The sequence below is a fragment of the Collimonas sp. genome, from assembly GCF_039923675.1.
Lineage (GTDB): Bacteria > Pseudomonadota > Gammaproteobacteria > Burkholderiales > Burkholderiaceae_D > Collimonas.
In genome coordinates this window covers 1-17,663 of record NZ_JBDTCG010000068.1, presented here as the reverse complement: position 1 = coordinate 17,663, position 17,663 = coordinate 1, and the positions used below count along the sequence as shown (strand labels likewise).

The 17,663-nt window shown below is 58.0% G+C and carries 13 protein-coding genes; 6 read left to right on the top strand and 7 right to left on the bottom strand.

What is annotated here, in order from left to right; all coding sequences use genetic code 11:
• The 3 genes from ABI171_RS14805 to ABI171_RS14795 all read right to left on the bottom strand — a co-directional run bounded on the left by ABI171_RS14805 (position 1) and on the right by ABI171_RS14795 (position 3,458).
• Positions 1-1,866, bottom strand: coding sequence for a hypothetical protein (locus ABI171_RS14805; protein WP_348093310.1), 1,866 nt, complete (start codon positions 1,864-1,866; stop codon positions 1-3).
• Between the two features lie 146 nt (positions 1,867-2,012).
• Complete coding sequence (locus ABI171_RS14800) at positions 2,013-2,405, bottom strand: DUF1842 domain-containing protein (RefSeq protein WP_348093309.1); 393 nt, start codon at positions 2,403-2,405, stop codon at positions 2,013-2,015.
• A gap of 252 nt (positions 2,406-2,657) precedes the next feature.
• Positions 2,658-3,458, bottom strand: a complete 801-nt coding sequence (locus ABI171_RS14795) for a hypothetical protein (protein ID WP_348093308.1) — start codon at positions 3,456-3,458, stop codon at positions 2,658-2,660.
• Between the two features lie 253 nt (positions 3,459-3,711).
• On the opposite strand from ABI171_RS14795, the gene ABI171_RS14790 reads away from it, so the two are divergent.
• Together ABI171_RS14790 and ABI171_RS14785 are read left to right on the top strand one after the other, a co-directional pair.
• The gene (locus ABI171_RS14790) at positions 3,712-7,002 is read left to right on the top strand and encodes a winged helix-turn-helix domain-containing protein (protein ID WP_348093307.1); all 3,291 of its coding nucleotides are present in this window, start codon (positions 3,712-3,714) and stop codon (positions 7,000-7,002) included.
• A gap of 13 nt (positions 7,003-7,015) precedes the next feature.
• Positions 7,016-7,372, top strand: coding sequence for a hypothetical protein (locus ABI171_RS14785; RefSeq protein WP_348093306.1), 357 nt, complete (start codon positions 7,016-7,018; stop codon positions 7,370-7,372).
• A gap of 218 nt (positions 7,373-7,590) precedes the next feature.
• Here the strand turns inward: ABI171_RS14785 and ABI171_RS14780 are convergent, their stop codons facing one another.
• Positions 7,591-8,145 carry a polysaccharide lyase family 7 protein gene (locus ABI171_RS14780; RefSeq protein WP_348093320.1) on the bottom strand — a complete coding sequence of 185 codons (555 nt, stop codon included), beginning with the start codon at positions 8,143-8,145 and terminating at the stop codon, positions 7,591-7,593.
• A gap of 5 nt (positions 8,146-8,150) precedes the next feature.
• On the bottom strand, positions 8,151-9,140 hold the full coding sequence (locus ABI171_RS14775) for an MBL fold metallo-hydrolase (RefSeq protein WP_348093305.1): 990 nt from the start codon (positions 9,138-9,140) through the stop codon (positions 8,151-8,153).
• Positions 9,141-9,572: 432 nt separating this feature from the next.
• Here ABI171_RS14775 and ABI171_RS14770 point away from each other — a divergent pair, with 432 nt between their 5' ends.
• From ABI171_RS14770 to ABI171_RS14760, 3 genes are all read left to right on the top strand, one after another.
• A complete protein-coding gene (locus ABI171_RS14770) occupies positions 9,573-10,652 on the top strand; it encodes a porin (RefSeq protein ID WP_348093304.1) in 1,080 nt (359 codons plus the stop codon).
• 254 nt (positions 10,653-10,906) lie between these two features.
• Entirely contained in the window at positions 10,907-13,468 is a 2,562-nt protein-coding gene (locus tag ABI171_RS14765; RefSeq protein WP_348093303.1) for a prolyl oligopeptidase family serine peptidase, read from the top strand.
• Positions 13,469-13,729: 261 nt separating this feature from the next.
• A complete protein-coding gene (locus ABI171_RS14760) occupies positions 13,730-14,794 on the top strand; it encodes a purine nucleoside permease (protein WP_348093302.1) in 1,065 nt (354 codons plus the stop codon).
• Between the two features lie 53 nt (positions 14,795-14,847).
• Here the strand turns inward: ABI171_RS14760 and ABI171_RS14755 are convergent, their stop codons facing one another.
• Positions 14,848-15,591, bottom strand: coding sequence for an SDR family oxidoreductase (locus ABI171_RS14755; protein WP_348093301.1), 744 nt, complete (start codon positions 15,589-15,591; stop codon positions 14,848-14,850).
• 108 nt (positions 15,592-15,699) lie between these two features.
• Here ABI171_RS14755 and ABI171_RS14750 point away from each other — a divergent pair, with 108 nt between their 5' ends.
• Complete coding sequence (locus tag ABI171_RS14750; protein WP_348093319.1) at positions 15,700-16,629, top strand: AraC family transcriptional regulator; 930 nt, start codon at positions 15,700-15,702, stop codon at positions 16,627-16,629.
• Positions 16,630-16,749: 120 nt separating this feature from the next.
• Here ABI171_RS14750 and ABI171_RS14745 read toward each other — a convergent pair whose 3' ends face one another.
• A complete protein-coding gene (locus ABI171_RS14745; RefSeq protein WP_348093300.1) occupies positions 16,750-17,418 on the bottom strand; it encodes a hypothetical protein in 669 nt (222 codons plus the stop codon).
• Positions 17,419-17,663 lie beyond the last annotated feature (245 nt).

Below are 17,663 nucleotides of genomic sequence, written 5' to 3'. Positions count from 1 at the left end.
TCATGCCACCTTGAAGATTGGTTCGGCAACGCCGGCTTCAACGGCCGCTGCGCGCTTTGCCAGGTGCTCTTTTCTCTCGGAGGCGCCGCAGTCGATGACCGCCTTGGTCGACGAATTCGGATCGACGTAGGTCACCCGGGAGACGAGGTCCTGGAAATTCGAAAATGCGATATCTTTGAAGAAGAAAGTTTTACCGCCGGGATATATCCAGCCGCCCGAACCGTTCAGGAGCGCATCTACCTGGCCCTCGATGTTGCTGATCGAGCTGGTCAAGGCCGTGGTCATCTGCGTCTTGATGTCCCTGATCATGTCGGAAGTGTCATCCAGGCCGATAAAGCTATCCCACGTGCTGACATCGATATCTTGCGACGTATCAGTTACCAGTGGATCGTTTACCGAGGTCGTCACCGCCATCGTGCCGTCATTCGTGGTCGTCATCGTGTAGTGTGCGACGACGGTGAGATTGACGATGTTGCCGCTGAAGTTCGCGGTCGGAATATCGATCCAGTGATATTCGAAGTCGCAGTAAGCCGACGTGTTGATGGTCAGGCGGATCTGGTCGGCGTTGACCGAGACGTCGCCGGTCAGGGTGTAGTTGAAGTCGCCGTTGATATGGCCGTCGTGCAATGTCGTCGTAGCGTCATCGTAAGACGGATGGTCATAGGAGATTGTCAGGATCGGCGTGTAGCCGTCTGCACCGGCGCTGGTGCCTGCCGCCGTGACGGCCCATTGCGCCGGCGTGGGGCTTGGCCCAAAGAACATGTCGGTTGAAAAACTCTCGAAGCTATGAGACATGGAGATTGTCGTATCGATCGATAGCGGAGCGGAACATGGACTGATCAGCGAGCCCATGAAAGCGGCGAAAATGTCGCGACGGACCGCCATCACACCGTGATAACTCGACTCGTCGGCCGGGTCCAGCCAGTTCCAGTTGAACGGCGTCGCCGGCGGCATCGGCGAATTGTTCGCCATGACGAGATAGTTGAGGGTATTGAGGCCCTCGATGGTTGCCCCGCCCGATGCATCCCGATAGGGGTCGATCTCGAAATTCAGGTCGGTCGGCACGATCGACGGCGAGCTCGGCGCGACACCCGATTTCGCAGGCGCGACCGAATAGCCGACAAGTACGCTGTTGGCGGGCGCCATCTGGTCCCAATAGGCGCCGATGAAAACCTCGGTGAGCGCGATATAGGCCGGGCTGGCGGGATCCATGCCGGGGATCGTTACTGCGCCTTCCAGAGCTCGGGTGCTGACGTCTAGCAGCAGCTGCTGGACGCTGAACATCGTATCCGGATCCACATTCTTGATCCTGGCCTGGGCCGCCGGCGGCAGCTTGCTGTACGGCGTATCATCCGCAGGGTTCAGGTCCATGTTGACGATGAAGTTGAACAGCCATGGCGTCCCCGGCAACTGAGTGGCGTTGGTGAACGTGTTTTGGTTGCGTGGTTTGTAATTGAGCACAATCACCGAAAATTCGGCGCAGAAGAGCTGGTAGGTGACCTGTGAATTGCCCTTGTTGAGCTTGATCACGTCCGGCACCTGCGACAGCGGCACGCCGGCAGGGAGTCCGAGCTTGGCCTTGAAGGCATAGAGGAAGCCGGCATCGTTGAGTTTACCCATGACCGGATCTTTCCAGTCGCTGCCGTCCGGGATAGTAAACGGATCGACACCTATGGCGTCCTTGATCTGCTGCAATGGCACGATGACCGTATTACCCTGCTCGTCTACCGCCCAGCAAGTTGAAAATTCCTGATTCTGCTTCGCAAGCAGCTCAAGCATGGTGACGTTGATGCCGTCCTCGGTGACGGCGCAGATCATGTCGTAGCCGTAGGCTGCGGCGGAGAGATTGGAGGCGGTGGCGCTCATGAGAAGTCCTTTTATTGTGATGACAGGGGCGGGAACCTGGCAGAAAACCGCCAAGTCCCCGGGTACGGATCCAGATGCAGCTTGGATAAGCGACAGATGAACGGGACTTCTGTCGATTTGTATACCTTCAGGTGCTTATCTTCGGTTCACTCGACCGGAATCCAGGTCACCTTCACCGGTACGTTTTGCACGTCAACCCATTGCTTCTTTTCATCCAGATAGCGATAAGTCGCCATGCCTGTACCCGGCTGCTTGCTATCCAGGTACATCGAGCATTCAACGTTGACCGGATTGGGCGGCATGGGAGTGACGAATTCGTGCCCGGTCAAGGTGATGATTTGCCTTGTGTCGGCGCCCGAGACAATCAGTGCGGATGTGCCTCTCAGATGGCTGTGGATATCCAACGGCGGATTGACGGCTTGCGTGATGGTCCCCTGGCCGTGGGCGTGACCGTCCAGGAAGCTGAGCGACAGCTTGAACAAAGGTGCGCCAGGGAGGTTGCTGCCAATGCGAAAATGACCAGTAATAAGACGTTCCATGATTCGCTTCCTTTTCAGATAGGTGACAAGAATGATGATTGCCATGGTGCAGCCGGAGTGCCGGCGGCGGACTCATCGCGCAATCATCAACAAAGACGGCTTCTGTTGTGAGACATGTCTTTGCTCATCGACAGCCCACGCACCAAAGGTAAAGCCGGCCCATCCGAAACATAAGTATCTTCAGGTAACGATACTGAGGCGTTACCGTAACATCGGGCGTGGCCGGTCCGAAGAAATGCAACGAAGACGCTGTCAGCCGTGGGCAAAATAATGTTTCAGCGCCGCGCAGATGGCAGAGGCAAGCTCTTCCTGCAGCGAAATCGCAAGGGACGCATGACGGTCGAACTGCTCAGACCATGCAATACAGCCGGCCGCGGCATCCACCAGGCGGAAAGAGAGCCTGATGAACTCGCCTTCGACGCGCATGCTGCCTTCCAGTAAATGACTGACGCCGGCTCTTTCCATCTTTATCGTGGTCTCGCTTGCAGTGGCGCGGTCCGGCATGGCGAAGGTATGCGACACGATTTTGTTGCCGAATTCCTTGAACAGCTGAAAACTCAGTTCTTCGCTCAAGCCTTGGGCAAAAGAGACCGATGCGATATCGGTCGTAATGCACTTGAGCGGCAGGACGGCCAGCATATGGCTGGACTTGAAACCGGGATCTGCGGCTCCCGCCCGATGTATTTCTGGCATGTAGCTTCCTGATGGAATGGAAAAAATCAGGTCGGCGGCATTACCCAACGCCGCGTAATAGCCGCTGAGTTTTTTGCGCAAGCGGCCGATCTGAACCCGCACAATGGGGTCTTCGCCAGGGTTGTACGCTGCCGGATCGCGATCGAACACTTCAATCCCGATGGTGTACTCGTTGGTATCCCTGAGCGCGCCGGCGACCCGTTTCTCGATCAGAAACTTGAGCAGGCGGCTCATGCGCTGGGCTTTGGAGAAAGCGCCGCTGGCCAGTATCTGGGCCAGCGCCGCCTTGACATCCGGTGCAGGAATGGCAGGCACGCAATCCAGCACTTCCATTACCGAAGTGGCAACAAGTGTATCCATCAGGTCGGACGTATCCATGGTGGCAGGTAAGTGAATTTTTCTTGATAACGCGTCATCGTGAAGCGATGGCCGGCCCGGAAACAGAGTTGACGTTTAGCAAAATCTTGTTTCCTGGGATAAACTCTAGGTGGAATTGGACAAATTAACCTTCCGAATACCTTCCGGTTTGTAAGCCCTTGTTTTTTAATAATAAAAATGGCTTGCCTTTGCCGTCTGCACGCGTCCAAACATACAAATGACTGGTGACCCTGACATGAAACATGCCGTTTTCCGTTTTGCGGATTGGGAAATAAATCCGGCGACAAACTCAATCGGCAACGGCATCACCAAGCGGCAGATGGAACCGCGCGCCATGGACGTGCTGGTGGCGCTTTGCAGCCGCGCAGGCGCGGTGGTCAGTGCCGAAGAGCTGTTGCTGCAATGCTGGGGCAGCACCCTGTATGGCGACAATCCGGTCCACAAAACCATCACGCAATTGCGCAGCGCGCTGGGTGACAACCCCAAGGCTCCGGTCTTTATAGAAACAATACGCAAACGCGGCTACAGAACCGTTGCGGAAGTGACTTATCCAAGCAATCAGCTGACCCAGCCAATGGCGGGCAGCTGGCTGAACCGGTCGCCATTCCGAGGCCTGTTGCCGTTTGTCGAGGAACATGCGGCGCTGTTTTTTGGCCGCAGCGACGCTATTTTCAAAGTACAACAGGCAGTTTCGGCCCAGATCAAGTCGGGACGCGCCTTGACACTGGTGCTTGGCCCCAGCGGCTCCGGCAAGACATCATTGGTTCGCGCCGGACTTTTGCCGAGCTTGATGCGGCCGCAAAAACACGACAACGGCCACCAGGTGCTGTCTGCGATCACTTTCGATCTGGCCGAAATGGGTAGCCATCCCTTGTTCACTGCGCTAGGCAGCGTCTTGCTCGATTGGCAGGTGAATGAGGCCAACGTCTTTCCCGGCGCCAGCGGCAGCTCCCTGGGGCTGCGTCTCGAGCAAGACCTGACGTCGCTCATGCTTGAATTGCAGGCTGCGCTGGCGCACGGCGCCACCGAGCGCATCCAACCGCGTTTCGCCTTATTCATCGATCGCTTTGAAGCACTGTTCGTGCTGCCGCACATTTCAGAACCGGAACGCCACTCTTTCTTGAGAACGCTGGACGCACTGGCCCGCAGCGGCCAGGTGATCGTCGTGATCGCTTGCCGCAACGACTTCTATCCCCGTCTCGCCGAGTATCCGCTCTTGATGGAGGGGAAGCCGCAAGGGGCGCATTTCGACTTGAGCCCACCGTCGCCGGCCGAGATCGCGCAGATTATCCGCATGCCCGTGATCGCCGCCAATCTCTCTTTCGGCGTCGACGCACAATCGCAAACCCGGCTCGATGACATTTTGTGCGCCAGCGCAGCGGCCAGCCCCGATGCTTTGCCGCTGCTGCAATACACATTGCAAGAACTGTATCGCCTGCGCAACGCCGACGGTGAATTGAGTTTCGACGCCTTGCACCGTCTCGGCGGCGTCGAAGGCGCCATTGGCCAGCGCGCGGAGGAAGTGGTCAATGCACTAACCCAGGAGCAAAGCGCATCCCTGCCGCGGGTGCTGTCCCTGCTGGTCGCCTTATCCGATAACGAGGAGGTCGTCACCAGCCGTCGTGCGCCTTGGTCAGCCTTGCAATCCGAGGCAGAGCACGAACTGGTCAAAGCGCTGGTGGAAACCAGGCTGTTCGTCAGCGAACTGGTGGGCGACGAGCCGGGATTCGGCGTTGCGCACGAAGCCCTGTTACGGCGCTGGCCAAGAGTGACCGCATGGATAGAAACCCATCGCAATGCCTTGCGCGTGCGCGGCCGGACTGCCTTGCTGACCTCCAGATGGGTAAACGAAGGACGCGGCGGCGATTTGTTGCTACCGCGCGGCAAGCAGCTTGACGAAGCACTCGGCTTGCTGAAAATGCCGGCGTTTTCGCTGTCGGCGGATGAGATAGCGCTGATTCATGCATCACTCAAGAAAACAAAACTGCGCGATCGCCTGCGTATCGGCGTGATGCTGGCGATTGTCTGTCTCTCATTGCTGGCGGCCGGATTGGGCGTCAGCGCCGTCGGCGCCAAGCAAGTCGCCCAGCAGCGGCGCGCCGAGGCAGAAAATCTGATGGGTTTCATGCTGGGAGATTTTGTCGACAAACTCAGGCCGATCGGCAAGCTGGACCTGCTCGATACCGTCAGCGCCAAAGCCTTGCAATATCTATCGGCCTCGGACGCAGAAACATTAAGCTCCACCTCGCTGACCCAGCGCGCGAAAGCATTACAGCTGATCGGCGAGGTGAATGTCGAGCGCGGCAGCCCCAAGGCAGCCAACGAAGCGCTGCTGGCCGCCCACGCTACGCTGCTGCGCCAGAATGCGATCGCTCCTGATGAAGCCGAAGTGTTGAAGAACCTTGGCGCCAATTCGTTCTGGCTCGGCAGGATAGCCATGGAACAGGGCGACCGCGACCAGGCCGAGATGTACTTCAAACAATATCAGGACTACAGCGATCGCTTGCATGCGCTGGAGCCGGACAATGTCGACTGGTGGATTGAACAATCGTATGCGCACAGCAGCCTGGGCTCGCTGGCATTGGAACGCGGCGATGCACGCAACGCCGCCAGCGAGTTTTTGCTATCGATCGAGCTCAAGACAAAAGCCACCGTAAGCAAGCCGCAAGACCGTACCTTGGCGGCCGATCTAGCCAACGGCCTGTCGTGGCTGAGCTCAACCAAGGAAACGCTGGGTGAACTTGATGCCGCCATGCTGTTGCATAAACGCGAGCTGAAGATTCTCGATGGCCTGCATGCGGCAGCGCCCGGAGACGCGCTTTGGAGCAACCGCCTGGCGTTGGCGCTGCAAGGGCAAGCTCGTCTTGAGCTCGCCTTGGGACAAGATAAAAGCGCGCTCGACAAGCTCTTGGCCGCGCAAAATCTTTATCGCCTGGCGCTCCAGCAAGAACCATCCAATCTCGGATGGCAAAGAAATTCAGCGCTGATAAAGCTAGAAGATTTGCACATCGCCGCGCGCCAGGCAGGTACTTCCAACGTCCTGCCCCAGCTACAGGAGATTGCCAAGACGGCGCGCGCTCTGGTGCAACACGATGCGCAAAATATCACCTGGTCACGCCTGGAAGGAGAAGTTCAGCAGCACATTGCCATCGCGCTGCTCGCTCTTGGCCGCGACCAGGACGCCAGGCAGCAACTGATGCAATCGCAAACCCGCTTGACGCAGACCTTGACGCGCAATCCATCGAACCTCGTCAACCGTCTGGCCCTGGTAAATGGCTGGCTGGTGCTTGCCGACCTTGAAGCAAAAACCAACAACAGGACCGCCGTTGACAATGCATGCACGCAAGCGCGCGAGCTGATTGCCAACGATGCGCCGCAGAGCAGCGACTATCGCCTGCTCGATCCTTGGACACGTATCCACGCTTGCCTCAGGAACGATGCTATATTCAACGCGGCCAAAGCGCGGCTGCAGCAAATCGGCTACCGTGAGCATGGCTATATCGACTATCTTTCAAGCCACAATTAGCCAGGGAGGCATAATGAGTTTACATGCGACAGATTCAAACCTGATTCAACAGGTAGCCGTCAACTTGAATACCGGCGCAGCACCGACCGTGGTACCCGAGGTGGTTTCGGTAAACGGACTAAGCGCGATTTGTTATTGGCTCGATCCCGCGTCGATAGCCTGCGGATACTACTTCGCCGGCTACATGGACAATACCGCTGGCACCGGCAGCCAGCTGGTCGGCAGCTCGATCGAGAATGGGACCGGCTACCGCCTTAACGATTTCGGCAATCTTCAGGGACAAATATCGGTGACGCTATTTATCAGAAACAGCATCAACCCCAAAGTCACAGTCAACTATGACCCGGAAATTGTCAATAATCACTGCTGATAATTAATCAGACAGTTCACGCAATTTTACCCGGCCGACTCGCCATGACGTCGTGTGTGCAGATCGCATCACTGCAATCTGCTGGTGAGTCGTTTATCGAATATCACGATACATTCCAACGGATCCAGTCGTTTTTTTTCACGGCGTGACGCAGACCTTTCCACCAATTAACCCCTGCCTGCATAGCCGGGAGAAGGACTGCCCATTCTCGGTCACGACTATTCATGTGTAATATTCAACGCATAAAAATGCACAATGGTCCCGGCGTTCGTATCAGGCGTACCCGATACAGCGGTCTGGTCGTAATCGCCAGCCTTGAAATAGAATTTTTCTCCCGCGAAGCTGGCATCTATCGTAAAGGCTTTGACGACGCCATTTGCGGTAACCGTCACCGTACGATTCAGTAATTGCAGCTGATAGTCGAACTTGGTTCCCGGCGGCACGCTGGTGACAGGGTAAATATTTGCACTGCCGCCCTGATTGGTATTTTCCAGCAAAAGCTGGATTTTCCCCTTCGACGTAATTTGTAATTCGCAGAGTGGTTTGCTGGGTCCGCTGCCTTGGAAAATCTGGCCGATGGTCGTATGGTCAGGCACTTGCGACACTTTTACCGTGGCGTTCAGAAGGTTGGTTCCAGTGGCCGCCCAAGTGGCGTTTTCACGCATTTCAGTGCGTGGATGCAGCGAGCCGGATGTGGTCCAGCCGGTTCTGGGATCCATCATGATCAATGAGCCGTCGGCGCTGTCGGTATTGGCGGGGCGCGGCCCTGGCATTTGGATCAATGCATCTGCGTAAAATTGACCGGCACCCACTGGAAGCCCTTGCCCAAGGCCTTGATATGTCCCATGGCTGGGAACGGTAAATGGGCGCCTGCGACCAGATAGCCTTTTTTGGCGGCATCGCTGAATTCCTTGATGCGCTCAGCCTCGGCCTGCTTGCTATTGCTATCGAATGAAATCGTCACAGTCGGCTGTTCGAACTGCACCGCCGCCACGTGAATCACGTCGCCCGCCAGCAGCAGTTTCTGTCCCTTGCTTTCAACGATATAGCCACTATGGCCTGGCGTATGACCGGGGCTTTCAGAAGAACTGATGCCAGGCGTCAGTTCGACCGAGCCTTCGAAGGGTTTGTATTTTCCGGCCTGGATATACGGGGTCAACAAGGCTCTTACTTTTTTAAACGTGCCTTTGGTCGCGCCTTTTTCGCCATCCGGCGCCTTGTCCATGTTTGCTTCGCTCAGCCAATAGTCGGATTCATTCTTGTCCGCGCGCACAATTGCGTTTGGAAAGGCCAGTTGACCATCCACTGTCAAGCCGCCGATGTGGTCGGCATGCATGTGCGTGAGGTAGATTTCATCGATTTGTTCCGGCTGATAACCCGAGGCTTTCAGATTGGCCACCAGCTTGCCAAGGGTCGGACCGAAACCCGTGCCGGCGCCGGTATCCACCAGGATCAACTTGCTGCCGGTATTGACCAGGAAGCCGTTGAACGATGTTTCCAGCGGACTGGCCAGATAAGACTTGGCCAGGGCCTGCTCCACCTTGGCCTCGGTGGTGTTGGTCAGAATTTTCTCGACCGGCAGATCGAGCGTGCCGTCATTGAGCGCGGTGATTTCAAAGTCGCCCAGCATGACGCGGAAAAATCCGGGCGCGGGGGTTTTCACTAAAGGCGCAGCAGCCAGCGCCGGCGCCGAGCCGAAGGCCGTGATGGCAAGGCAGGCGAATAAAACAGCGATCTGAAGCGGTTTGCAGATTCGGGGGGAGATCATGTTCTTCCAATCATGGATAAAGTAAATCGGCAGGTAATTTCGGACCGGACCAGCCAACATCGGGCGCACATTGGCCGGTCACCCGTCTTCATTTGTGAATGTTCCAACGAATTCGGCGCTTTCCATTATCTATCTTTTCAAGAAAAAACTCCTTCGAGCAACAAAAGACTGCGGGAGTGCCAGGCTCTATCACCCCTGCTCCGCCTCCGTCCGGCTGATGATCATAAAATCAACTCTACTTTACAGCCTGAAAAACAACGGCAAACCGGATGGGAAAAAAGCGCCATCGATATATCCGTTTTTTTTGGAATCTTGATCCCGGTTAAGTACATGGTTGCGAAAAGTTTCTAGTGTTAAGCCTCCTTACACCATAATAAAAGGAGACAAAAGCATGGCGAATCTTGGTAAAGTGGCGCTCAGCTCCGCCTTGGCATGCACCGCAATCGGTGCTCTTCCGGCACCGGCGACACCAACAGCAATACCAGCAATGCCGTCAAGGGCGGCCTGACATCCAGGAACAGCTTCATTGGCATCGAGTCTCCGGCCATGGGCGCATTCAAGATCGGCAAGACGGATGCGCCTTACAAGACATCTACCGCGCGCATGAACCCCTTCAGCGGCATGCTTGGCGATTACGCCGTCATCATGGGCAATACCGGCGGCGATAACCGGGTCGAATTCGGCACCCGGCTCGATCACGCCTTATGGTACGAATCGCCCGACATGCACGGCTTTTCGTTCAACGCGCTGATTTCTCCGGGCCAGAACCGGGGTTACGACAACAGCAATATCGCTGCCGGCGAAAGCGATTGCAGCGGCGGCAATATCCCCGGTAGCGGCGCGACGCCCGCAGCATGCAATGACGGCTCGTACGGCAATGCATATAGCGCCAGCCTGTCCTACACCACTGGTCCGCTGTATCTGACCGTAGCATATGAGAAGCATAAAGGCGTCAACCGGACCAGCGATCTTCCTACCTTCGATCCAAATGATGTGGCCGATGAAGATGCTGCGAAAATAGACGTGCAGTATAAATTCCCGAGCAAGACCACTATCAGCGCCATTTATGAAAACATGAAAAGACATGTTCCGGCTTATCTGGACTATCAAAACGAACGCAGCCGTTCAGGCTATTGGCTCGCACTCAGCCAGGAGTTATCCGCAAGCGACAGCCTGCATTTTGGCTGGGGGCATGCAAACCAGGCTCCCGGCGATCCCGGCCAGCATAATACGCCCGGTGGCCTGAGTTCCGATAATGCCGCCAATTTGTATACCGTGGCGTGGAAGCACCAGGTCGACAGGAACTTCAGCACTTATGTTGACTACGCAATGACTGCCAATCATGGATCGGCACACTATGATCTGGGCGCCGGCGGACGGGGCGTCACCACGGATTGCCATGATGCGTCGAATCCCGATACGACCGGATTCGATCCGAACGGCGGTGCGCCCCATTGCTTTGCCGGCGGCAACCTGCAAGGCGTTTCGGCCGGGATGAAGTACATTTTCTAAACACTGCGAGAAGTCCTCGACCCCATTCGTCCGCTGGCTTGAGCGGTCGCCAGACATCCCTCCGTCCGAACCTGGACGGAGGGATTTTCCTTTTATGGATGCCAAGCTCGTTATCGCGCTTACCGCGGATCCTTGGACATGTAAAAATTTTGCTCAAAAGTGGCCCTTTTTTCGATCTCAAATGGCAATATCGGTAAGGTCACTCACAAACCTGACAAAACCGTATTGCAGACGAATCAACATCAAGGAAACCGATGGCAATAAAATCCACCCTGACCTGTCTTTGGGTCACACTATGTGCGGCCGGCGTAACCTCGATCCCGCTCCCGGCGCAGGCAGCCTCACCGCTGCCGGCTGCAGCGCCCGCAACGGCGGCCACCGCCGTCTCGGGCTACAACCAGCCGCCAAAAAATATTCTCGACGTCATGCGCGCGCCCTCGCCACCGACGCCGGTTGTCAGTCCGACGCACGAGCACATGCTGCTGGTGTCCTGGCAGGACTATCCGTCAATCTCCCGGGTGGCGACGCCTTTCCTGCGCCTGGCAGGGGTGCGCGTCGAGCCCGGCAATCACAGCAAGCACGATACCCCGGGCGGCTACGGCATCACTCCCTGCGCCAGCGGTTTCGAGCTGGTGCGGATCGCCGACGGCGCGCAGACGCGCATCGCGCTGCCTGCGGACGCCTGCCCGAACCGGCCGCTATGGAGCGCCGACGGCAAACGTTTCGCTTTTGAAAACACCACCGCAAACTCGGTTGACCTGTGGATCGGCGACGCGGCTAGCGGCGCCATCCGTCGTATTCCGGGCCTGCGCCTGAATCCGATGCTGGAAGACGAGTTGCAATGGATGCCAGACCAAAAGACATTGCTGGTCAAGACGGTGCCACAACGGCTAGGACCAGCGCCGGCGGAACCGACGGTGCCGAACGGCCCGAGCATCCAGGAATCGGACGGCGGCAAAGGACAAAGCAGTACCTATGAAAACCGCGACACGCTGGGCAACCAGCACGACGAGGACCTGTTCGATTACTACGCCAGCGCGCAACTGGCGCTGGTCGACGCCAATAGCGGCGCGGTCACGCCGATCGGCGCCGTGGGCCGTTACGAGTCGCTGGGAGCGGCGCCGGATGGTCAGCACCTGCTGGTGACGTCGATTCGCAAACCGTACTCCTATGTCACGACCTTTGACCGCTTCCCGCAGGAAGTGGAAGTCTGGGATATTTCCAAACGTCAGAACCTGGCGGTGCATCACATCGCCTCGCTGCCATTGGCAGACCGGGTGCCGATCGGCGGCGTCCCGCTCGGACCGCGCGATTTCTCCTGGCGCGCGACGGAACCGGCGACCCTGGTCTGGGCTGAAGCGCTGGACGGCGGCGACTGGAAAGCCAAAGTACCGGCGCGCGACAAGCTGATGCTGCAGAAGGCGCCATTCAGCTCGGCGCCGCTGGAGCTGATGCGCACCGAGCAGCGTTATGTCGGCATCGCCTGGGGCGAGCAGCCCGGCCTGGCGCTGATGACAGAATACGATCGCAACAAGCACTGGCGCAAGGCCTTCGTGATCAATGTCGATGATCCGCAGCAGCCACCGCGCCTGCTGTGGGATCTGTCGACCGACGAGAAGTATGCGAATCCGGGCGCCGCCGTCAGGCGTCAGCTGCCGAACGGCGCCCTGGTGATGCGCCAGGATGGCGATGCCATCTTCCTCAGCGGCGTCGGCGCCTCGGCCGACGGCGACCGTCCGTTCCTCGATCGACTCGATCTCAAGACGCTGAAATCGGAACGCCTGTTCCGCAGCGACAAAACCTCCTATGAGCAGTTTGTCGCCTTCACCGGAAAAGATGCGAATACGTTCCTCACCTGGCGGCAATCGGTGACCGATGCGCCGAACGCGTTTTCCCGTAAGCTGGGCACACCGATCGAGGCCGCCGCCGGCGAGGCAGCGTTCACGTCGAACAGCGTCGCCATCACGCATATTCCTGACCCGACGCCGGTAGTACGGCAGATCAAGAAGCGTCTGGTGAAGTACAAACGCGCCGACGGTCTCGATTTGTCGTTTACGCTGTACACGCCGCCTGGCTATCAAGAAGGCACACGGGTGCCGACTATCCTGTACGCCTATCCGCTCGATTACGCCGATGCATCGAAGGCCGGCCAGACCTCCGGTTCGCAAGAGACCTTTACACGCCTGCGGCAATACAAATTGCTGCTGCTGGCCGGCTACGCCATCATCGACAACGCCGCATTCCCGATCGTCGGCGATCCGAAAAAAGCCTATGACACCTACATGGAACAATTGGTGGCGGACGCCAAGGCCGCAGTGGATGAAGCGGTGCGGCTGGGTGTGGCGGATCCCGAGCGCATCGGCGTCACCGGCCATAGCCACGGCGCACTGATGACCGCCAACCTGACGGCGCATTCCGACCTGTTCCGTGCCGGCGTCGCCACCAGCGGTTCCTATAACAAGACGTTGACGCCGTTCGGTTTCCAGAGCGAGCAGCGCTCGGTGTGGGAAGCGCAGGATGTCTACCTCAAGGTGTCGCCGTTCTTTTACGCCGACAAGATGAAGACGCCGCTGCTCATCGTGCACGGCGCCGACGACGCCAACCCCGGCACTACGCCGCTCCAATCCAGCAAACTCTATGAGGCCATCCGCGGTAACGGCGGCACCACGCGCCTGGTGCTGCTGCCGCACGAGCCGCACTGGTACGCAGCGATGGAATCGAACGAGCAGCTGGTGTATGAAATGCTGCGCTGGTTCGACACCTATGTGAAAAATGCACCGCCGCGCACCACGGCTGCGGAGACAGCGCCGCGCTAGTCATATCGGCCGGATGATGACGGCCGCAACAGGCCGTAGCAAGACCATCAGCCCAAATCAGCCCAACTCAAAAAGTCGGGCTTTTTTTTATTGATCGATATCGTACTGGCGGCTACGGGTCGCATGCCAAATTAATTTCCATATGGCATTTAATGTCGTAAAATTAAAACCCGACCTTAGGCATAAATGGCCGGAACAGTACCGGCTCAGCGCCGGCAATTGTTCTCATCCACATCACTCCTATAACCATAAGGAAAACCAATGCTGATTCGCTCTGTATTTTCCGCAGCAGTTTTATCTCTTGCCGCTTGCAGCGCCGTGCCGTCGATCGCGCAGAACGCCGGCAGCGACGCCCTCGCTGACGCCACTGCGCAAGGCCGTCCGGTCAAGGTAATGATCATCACCATGTTCGGCCCCGAAGGCCAGGCTTGGCTGGACCGCATCGGCCCGTGGAAAACCATATCTGTTCCCGGCCTGTCGCCGGACTATCCCGATGTGCATTGCAACAAACAAGATGTCTGCGTGATCACCACCGGCATGGGCTACGCCAATGCGTCGGCCTCGATCATGGCGCTGACCTTCTCCTCGCGTTTCGATCTGCGCCACACCTACTTCCTGATCTCCGGTATCGCCGGCGTCGATCCGGCGCAAGGCACCGTCGGTTCCGCCGCATGGGCAAAATACCTGGTCGATTTCGGCATCCAGTGGGAACTGGATGCGCGCGAAATTCCAGCCGGCTGGAATACCGGCTATCTCGGCATCAACACCAAGAGCCCCACCGAAAAGCCGCCGCTCGATTATCGCAACGAAGTGTTCCAGCTAAACGCGAAACTGGCCGATGCCGCGTATGTACTGTCGCGTAACGTGGTGCTGGCGGATAGCCCGCAGGCGCAAGTAGCGCGCTCGAAGTTCAACTACGCCCCGGCCAACCAGCCGCCTTCGGTCGTGCAATGCGATATCGCTTCCGGCAATACCTGGTGGTCGGGCACCCGGCTCGGCCAGCGCGCGCGCGACTGGACCAAGATCCTGACCGACGGCAAGGGCGTGTATTGCATGACCGCGCAGGAAGACAATGCGACATTCGAAGCCTTGAAGCGCGCCGCGAGTATCAAACGGGTGGATCTTAACCGCGTCGCGGCGCTGCGCACCGGTTCTGATTTCGATAGGCCGTACCAGGGCCAGACCAGCGCCGACAACCTGCTCAATTATGCCGACCAGGGCGGTTTTGTACCGGCGACGGAGAATCTGTACCGCGCAGGTAATCCGCTGGTGCAAGACATTGCGACGCATTGGGGTGAATGGCGCGATGGCGTGCCGCGCCGCTAGCGCTAGCTAGTCAGTAAACGGCTGCCCGGTTCTCGTCGTCGGGCAGTACAGGTTCAACTTGCCTCGGCCAACGCCACGGCGTCAGCGCCGGCAGCCATGCGAAGCGGGGACGACGGGTCGTTCGCCGCACGCCACACCGCTTCCGCCACGTCCTGCGACAGTGTGACCTCTGACGATTGCCCCCATGCTTCGAAGACACGCTGCGCCAGGCCGGTGTATGCCTCGGGGATGCCGCTCTGCATCCGCGGCCGGGCGTTCTCGCCAAAGCGGGTTTCGGGCGCCCGTCCCGGCAGCACCAGGCGCACCCGCACATCGAAGGGCTGGAGTTCGAGCGCAAGCGACTCGGTGAACGCATTGACCGCCGCCTTGCTCGCGGTGTAGACAGCCAGCAAAGCGAGTGGTTTCAACGTCACGCTCGACGTGACGTTGACGATGACGCCGGCCTTGCGTTGCCTGAACTGCGGCAGCACCGCCTGCGTCACGGCCATCGTACCGAAGGTATTGGTTTCGAAGACCTCGCGAACAGTTTCCATCGACGTGCCTTCCAGGGCGCCCAGCAAGCCGATCCCTGCGTTGTTGACTAGTACATCGATCGGCCCTGCGACCTCCACAGCCTGACGAATGCTGTGCGGATCGGTGACATCGAGGGCGAGCACGCGCAAGCGCTCGGAACGGGGCAGCAGGTCTTCGCGCGGGGTGCGCATGGTGGCGATGACTTTCCAATCGCGATCGAGGAAGTACTTGGCGGTGTCGAGGCCGAAGCCGGACGAGCATCCAGTGATTAAAACTGTTTTCATGGGGACTCCTGTAGATGGTGTGTGGTATTGAAACTATAAGTGACTGAAGCCGGACCTGCTACAATCCAGAGTCCATGTTTCGTTTGCAGGAGTCCGGAAATGATCAACCTGGTCGACCCGCTTGCAGAGGTTGTCACACTGCTCCAGCCGGGCGCGCCGTTCTCGAAAGTCGTCAGCGGCGCCGGCCGCTGGAACGTTCGCCGCACGGAGTTCGGGCAACCCTTCTACTGTGTGATCCTCACCGGCTCCAGCCGCCTTGTAGTCGACGGACACGAGCCGGTCACTCTCCAGGAGGGCGATTTTGTCCTGATCCCGTCTGCGTATGGCTTCACGATGTCAAGCCTCGAGCCGACGACATCCGAGGGCACCGACCGCCCTCCCATTTTGTTGCCCCATGGCGAATACAGACTCGGCATCGAAATCGGCCCGCCTGACGTCCGCTTGCTGGTTGGTCACTGCGTCTTCGGTTCGCCTGACGCGGACTTGCTGGTTTCGCTCATCCCGCAGCTCGTGCACGTCCGCGGCGAGAGGCGGCTGGCTACCCTTGTGCAGCTTGTAGGAGAAGAATCCCGCGAGCAGCGGCCCGCGCGTGACGTCATCCTGGCGCGCCTGCTGGAGGTCCTTCTCATCGAAGCCCTGCGTTCCACGGCGGGAACTGCGGCGTCGCCGGGCCTCTTGCGCGGACTTGCCGACGCCCGCCTCGGACTCGCGATACGACGCATGCACGAAAGTCCGACCGAACCATGGACGGTTGCACAGCTGGCGAAGGAGGCTGCCCTTTCCCGCTCGGCGTTCTTCGAGCGATTCAAACGCGCAGTGGGTGTCGCCCCGATGGAATACCTGCTCACCTGGCGAATGGCTTTGGCAAAAAGCCTGCTGCGGCGGAAAGAAACTGCTATCGCCGAAGTTGCGGAACGCGTGGGTTACAGTTCCGCAAGCACGTTCAGCGTCGCCTTCACCCGCCATGTCGGACTGCCGCCGACGCAGTATGCGAGGGGGCTGCTGATGGAGCAAGTCGGTGAGAGCAACGCCATTTGAGTTTCGCGACTTGGTCCGAGGAGGACGCGGAATCTGCCTGAATAGTCGCATCAAAAACGCCACTGGATTGCATCACAAATACAACGCCGTCGTCCACCCAAGGCCAAAGCCAGGCGGCACCTAGGTTACCAATACAGCCTTCTCCCCCTCGGGCGATTCGTAAGCCATGGCCGCTTCGACCTGATCGTAACTGAACTCTTTGCCAATTTTTGTCGTGAACATTGAATCCTCAATCATGCCCTCAAGCGACTTCAGTGCTGCAACGAGCTTCTCTTGCTCCTTCACTGTCCTGCTTTCGAAATTGCTGAACCGCCTCACGGTCAACAACGGCGTGGTGCTAAGAACATAGACGCTGGAGAGGCACTCGCCGCCGCGTTGGCTGGCAAGCTGTTGCATCTCTTGCAGTCGGTCGTAATAACAAATCCGACACCAACTTCCATTTTTGACGTACAGGGATGTCGCTTGCCATTGATGTTTTTTTGCGCATTGCCACAGCAGCGGCGTTCTGCTGTTGACATACGTATCAGATAGGCATAAACCGCCGCGCTCACTGGCGATCTGCCGTATTTGTTCAATCGTTAGGCGCTGCCGGCTTGTATGTTCGCGCGGCTCTGTGGCCGTTTGTCGTTTAATGCGAGCGCAAGTGCGGCACCAGTTGCCCTTTCTTATGTACATAGGAACAGCCAGCCATTGATGTCCGCTGGCACATTGCCACTTCAAGGGCAGCGAGTTTTTGATATACGTTTCAGACAGGCATTGACCACCGTGCTCGCTGGCGGTCTGCTGCATGTGTTCGATTGTCAGGCGTTTCCGGCTGTGCGTCGATGGTTTCTCGATGCGGAGTGACTTTTAATGCTGGTCATTGAAGGGTATTCGGAAACGATGTTAACGTTGTTCAGATGCTGGACGACGAGTTGGAGTTACACAAATTATCGGAACCAGAGATAACCACTGAGACCAACCAAAGCCAGTATTGATGCGCCGACCCACCACAGGGTAAAGTTACTTGCTCTGTTGGTCGAACTGCCAGCCGA